Source organism: Acinetobacter johnsonii (assembly GCF_048551975.1).
Lineage (GTDB): Bacteria > Pseudomonadota > Gammaproteobacteria > Pseudomonadales > Moraxellaceae > Acinetobacter > Acinetobacter johnsonii_A.
The window spans coordinates 1-257 of sequence record NZ_JBIMCF010000294.1 but is presented as its reverse complement, the minus strand read 5'-3'; the positions used below and the strand labels follow the sequence as shown (position 1 = coordinate 257).

1 tRNA gene is annotated in these 257 nt (G+C 49.0%); it reads left to right on the top strand.

The features are described 5' to 3' along the window. Positions 1–78: 78 nt before the first annotated feature. A tRNA-Tyr gene (locus tag ACG9ZB_RS17545) sits at positions 79–162 on the top strand. The last annotated feature ends 95 nt before the right edge of the window (positions 163–257 follow it).

The window sequence follows — 257 nt, the reverse complement described above, 5'->3', positions numbered from 1 at the left end:
GTTCGAATCCGTGTGCCGGCACCATCTTAGAGAGTTGAGTAGGTTAAGTAAAGAACTGCACTGAAGTAAGTGTAAAATGGTGAGGTTCACGAGCGGTCAAAGGGGGCGGACTGTAACTCCGCTACGAAAGTTTCGAAGGTTCGAATCCTTCCCTCACCACCAAATTTAAGACGTCAAAAAGTGGTCTTTGTGCCAACATCGTGCGGGAGTAGCTCAGTTGGTAGAGCGGTAGCGTTCCACTCTACATGTCGCGAGTT